This is a genomic window from Longimicrobium sp. (assembly GCF_036387355.1).
Lineage (GTDB): Bacteria > Gemmatimonadota > Gemmatimonadetes > Longimicrobiales > Longimicrobiaceae > Longimicrobium.
Genome location: NZ_DASVTX010000254.1, coordinates 1 through 4,219, shown reverse-complemented (window position 1 = coordinate 4,219; position 4,219 = coordinate 1). Strand labels below are relative to the sequence as shown.

Below are 4,219 nucleotides of genomic sequence, written 5' to 3'. Positions count from 1 at the left end.
CGATCACCTGCTCCTGCTCCCCTGCGGCTACGACCTGCCCGCCGCCCGCGCCGACGCGGACCGCGCACGCGACCGCCTGCATGCCGCCGCGCCTCGCGCGCTGCGTGAGGGACGCGCGGCGTTGGGGCACAGCGCGTACTTCAGCCGCAGCGGGCCGCGCATCGTGGAAGGCACCGAAGCGCTCGCCGCGTGGCTGCATCCGGATGCCGGCATCCGCGCGCCGGTGGAGGTGATCCTGGAGCCCTGGAGCTGAGTTCCGCGCGCTCCGCCGTTCTCTGAACCGCATCTCACGCGGAGGATGCCGGGTTGGCGGAAGCCGCGGAGGAACTGCGGGGGAGGAAGGGGGTCGGGGCCGAGGAGGATTGCATCGGGTTCGTGGATGGATTGTAGCACTGGGCACTGGGGAACCGGTCACTTCTCACCGCCGTTCTCCCGCGTTCTCGGCCTGTCCCTTGCGCACGCGCGTCGGCTTGACTGGCTGACATTCACCGCAAACATCACGACGGGCGGAGCAATGCGGATTCCCACGCGTGTGCACGGCATTCTGGACTATCTTCTGGGCGCCCTGCTCATCGGGCTTCCCTGGATCGCGGGATTCGGGCGCGGCGGCCCGGAAACGTGGGTGTGCGTGGGGCTGGGCGCCTCCGTGCTGCTGTACAGCCTCGTGACGGACTACGAGCTCGGGCTCATCCGCAAGCTCCCCATGCCGGTGCACCTCTGGCTGGACGCGCTGGGCGCCGTGCTGCTCGCCGTGTCGCCCTGGCTGCTGGGCTTTGACGACAAGGTCTGGATTCCGTTTGTGGCCGTGGCCGCCTTCGAGATCCTGTCCGCGGCACTCACCAACACCGTTCCTGGCTATGACCGTCGCCGAGCGGCGCGATAACGAGATCGTAGACCCGCTCTGCGAAGATGCGTCCACCGCCGAGCCGCGGTCGCGCATCTCCGCTTACGCGGAAAGCCACAGCGGAGTGCACGCCATCCCGGTCCACGAAGCGCTGGAGATCGTGCACCGCGGGCGGACGGGAGCGCAGCCGGACGATCCTCCGCTGGTGTGGATCGACATCGCCGCGCCCGGCGCCGCGGAGGGCGAGTTTCTGCGCGACCAGATGGGTTTTCACCCGCTGGCGGTGGAAGACACCGTCCGCGGCCGGCAGCGCCCCAAGATCGACCGCTACCACGGCTACTTCTTTCTGGTCGTCTACGCCGCGCACGTGAACCCCACGCGCGAGCGGATGGCGCTCAACGAACTGCACGCGTTCATCGGCCACAACTACGTGGTCACCGTGCACGACCACAGGATCCACGAGCTTACCGAGGTGCTGGCCCGCTGGCGCGCTACCCCGGAGCGCTTCCGCAACCCGGGCGGGCTGGCGCACGCCATCTTGGACCTGGTGGTAGACAACTACTTTCCCGTGCTGGACCACTTTTCCGAGCGTGTGGGGCAGCTGGAGGAGGGGACGGTAGACCAGATCGGGAGCGGGATGCAGCAGGTGCTGGGGATGCGCCGCGAGCTCGTCCTGTTCCGGCGGATGGTGGGTCCGGAGCGCGAACTGATCGGCTCGCTGCTGCGCCGCGACATCCCGTTTCTGCAGCCGGAGCTGCTCCCGTACTTTCAGGATGTGCACGACCATGCCATCCGCGTGGCTGAAGAGATCGACACGCTGCGCGACCTGCTGACGGGGGCCATGGAGGGCCAGATCTCCCTCTCGGGCCACCAGCTGAACGAGACCATGCGGGTGATGGCGGCGTGGTCCATCATCCTCATGGCCATGGCGTGGATCGCCGGCGTGTACGGGATGAACTTCGAGATCATGCCCGAGCTGCACTGGCGATACGGCTACCTGTGGGCCATCGGCAGCATGGTGGGCGTGGGGACGCTGCTGTTTTATTATTTCCGGCGCAAGCACTGGGTGTGAGGGGGAGTGCGGGCGTGCGGAACTGGAGTACGAAAGTACGAAAGTGAACCGCACGCTCGTGACGACGAGCATCGTGAGCGTCGCAGGCATCCCTGAGCGGATGAATCCGCCGCTCTGCTTCAACTTCACGAGGGCGAAGGAATCCGGTGCGAATCCTCCCCTCTCCGTGCGGCTGTTTGCACGGGGAGGGGCGGGGGAGGGGCCTTCGAGGCCGCGGGCGAGCTCCCACCTTTGCCCCCGCGCCGAACGGCTCCCCCTCTCCCGCGGAGCGGGTGGAGGGGGCTGGGGGGAGGGGGCCTCTCCGAACGCGCCTCGACCGGGCCGAACCGCACCGAAATGTCGTTGCCGTGTGCCCCCTCTCCCACATCCGTTCGTGGGAGAGGGTGGCGAGCTTTAGCGAGCCGGGTGAGGGCCACACCGTCCGCGCACGCGCATCCTGCAGCACTCGTCATCCCTCAACGCGTGCAGCACGCAAACAGAAGCCCCGGCGCGGAAACTCGCGCCGGGGCTTCGCCGATCCGCGATCCGTCGCGGGTCAGTAGATGTACACCAGGGTGCCGACCGGCACGTTCTTGTACATCCAGAGGATGTCGTCCTTGTACATCCGGATGCAGCCGTGGCTGGCCGCGGACCCGATGGACGACGGGTTGTCCGTCCCGTGGAAGTAGTACCCGTCGTACATTTCCAGCTTGGCGGCGCCCAGCACGCCCTTCTGCGCGCGCTGCGGGCTGCCCCAGGGCGGAATGATGACCGTGTTGCCCCGCACGGGGATGCGCCCCGCCGGGTAGCCGGCCAGCGCGCCGGGCGACGCGTTGCTCATGTCCACCACGCGGCGCCCCGTCTTGCGGGCGTACTCGATGTAGTGCCACGTCGGCGGCACCCACACCGGGTCCAACTCCTTGTGGGTGATGGCCATGCGCCCGCGCGGCGTGATGAACCGCTTGGTGCGCCCCTCCACCACCACCGTCTTGCCGCTGCCCACGGCCACCGGGGCCTTGAACAGCGTGTCGTTCCCCTTGAGGTACAGCACGCGGCGCTCGGCCAGGCTCACCACCAGGTAGGCGCGGTCCTTGGGCGCAAGCTCCTCCTCACGGGCCGCCAGCGCGCGCTCCTTCTCCGCCACGCTCTGCACCAGTTCGGCCTCCTTGCGGCGGACGTACTCGAGCGAGCGTGTATCGTTGTGGTAGCTCATTTCCGTTACGCGGCGCGTAAGGCGCTCGTTGACGGCCCACGCCGACGTCGCGGCGAAGAGCCCGGCGGAAAGGAGCACGCCCAGAAGCGCCAGCACCACGCCCAGCTTGTGGTCGTGAAAGATGCGGCGCACGTGGCCCTTGGGCGTGTAGTCGCGCCGCTCCGGAACGCTGTCGGGCCGCCTGCGGTTGGGAATGTTGTCCATCGTTGTCCTGCTCCCCGGCCGCGTGCGCGCGGCCGATCAGAAAGGTCCCCGGCGTCAGTAGATGTAGACCGGCGTGTTTTCGCCCACGGCCTCAAAGATGGCCGCCAGGTCGCGCGACCGGGTCATGAAGGCACCCGGCTTTACCGTCTCGGCCAGCGGCCCCTTGGAGGGCTGGCTGTAGATTTCCGTTCCGTCGTCCAGGCGCAGCACGTAGGCGCCCAGCCCGCCCGGCACCTTGCGCTCCGCTTCGGGCGGCACCGGCTCGCCGCGCGCCACGTACACCCACTCGGGCACGGTGTACACGGGCGACGTTTCGCGCTCCGCCACCTTGCGCTCACCCAGAGGGCGCACCAGCCGCCACGTGCGCCCGTCCGGCGCGCGCACGGTGGAATCCGGGCCCACGGATATGTGCACCCGCCGCAGCGTGGCGACGCCCTGCCGAAGCTCCAGCACCGAGTCGTTCAGGATGATGGCCAGGTGCCGCTTCTTGTTCTGCAGCGAGCGGATACGCATGTCGCGGCGCAGCACGGCCACGGCCAGCGCGGTGCGCCGCTGCTGGTTGGCCAGCAGCGAGTCGCGCGTGGCCCGCTGCGCCGCCGAAAGCTGCCGGTTGAAGTACTCCGTCTCCGACTGGTACTTGGGCACGCGCGACGCAATGACCCCGGCGCCGCTCAGCAGCAGCAGCACCAGCACGATGGTCCCCCAGAAGAAGGCCGGGTGCTCGCGCCTGAGCCCCCCGCGCGGCCGACTGTCGCTCATGTGCCCCGATCCCAGGATGAAGTTGGCAGAATCCGGGGGTGCACTGTGCAAGAGGTGTTCCCGCAACCCGTTAGTGCCACGCGTGCATGGACTTATGCGATTTCAAGACACACCTGCGACGCCCGCCGCGAGAGCGTCCCCCGCGGTT

The 4,219-nt window shown here is 68.5% G+C and carries 4 protein-coding genes and 1 pseudogene; 3 read left to right on the top strand and 2 right to left on the bottom strand.

Features of this window, described 5'->3' with window-relative positions:
• The 3 genes and pseudogenes from VF665_RS11110 to corA form a co-directional block, all read left to right on the top strand.
• A pseudogene (locus VF665_RS11110) lies at positions 1-253 on the top strand (hypothetical protein); the annotation flags it as partial.
• A 261-nt stretch (positions 254-514) separates the two neighbouring features.
• Positions 515-883, top strand: a complete 369-nt coding sequence (locus VF665_RS11105) for an SPW repeat domain-containing protein (RefSeq protein WP_331053499.1) — start codon at positions 515-517, stop codon at positions 881-883.
• Complete coding sequence (gene corA / locus VF665_RS11100; RefSeq protein WP_331053498.1) at positions 858-1,916, top strand: magnesium/cobalt transporter CorA; 1,059 nt, start codon at positions 858-860, stop codon at positions 1,914-1,916. The genes VF665_RS11105 and corA overlap by 26 nt, the downstream gene beginning before the upstream one ends.
• Before the next feature lie 535 nt (positions 1,917-2,451).
• On the opposite strand, the gene VF665_RS11095 is transcribed toward corA, so the two are convergent.
• Both VF665_RS11095 and VF665_RS11090 read right to left on the bottom strand, forming a co-directional pair.
• A complete protein-coding gene (locus tag VF665_RS11095) occupies positions 2,452-3,312 on the bottom strand; it encodes a L,D-transpeptidase (protein ID WP_331053497.1) in 861 nt (286 codons plus the stop codon).
• Between the two features lie 54 nt (positions 3,313-3,366).
• Complete coding sequence (locus tag VF665_RS11090; RefSeq protein WP_331053496.1) at positions 3,367-4,071, bottom strand: hypothetical protein; 705 nt, start codon at positions 4,069-4,071, stop codon at positions 3,367-3,369.
• Positions 4,072-4,219: the final 148 nt, after the last annotated feature.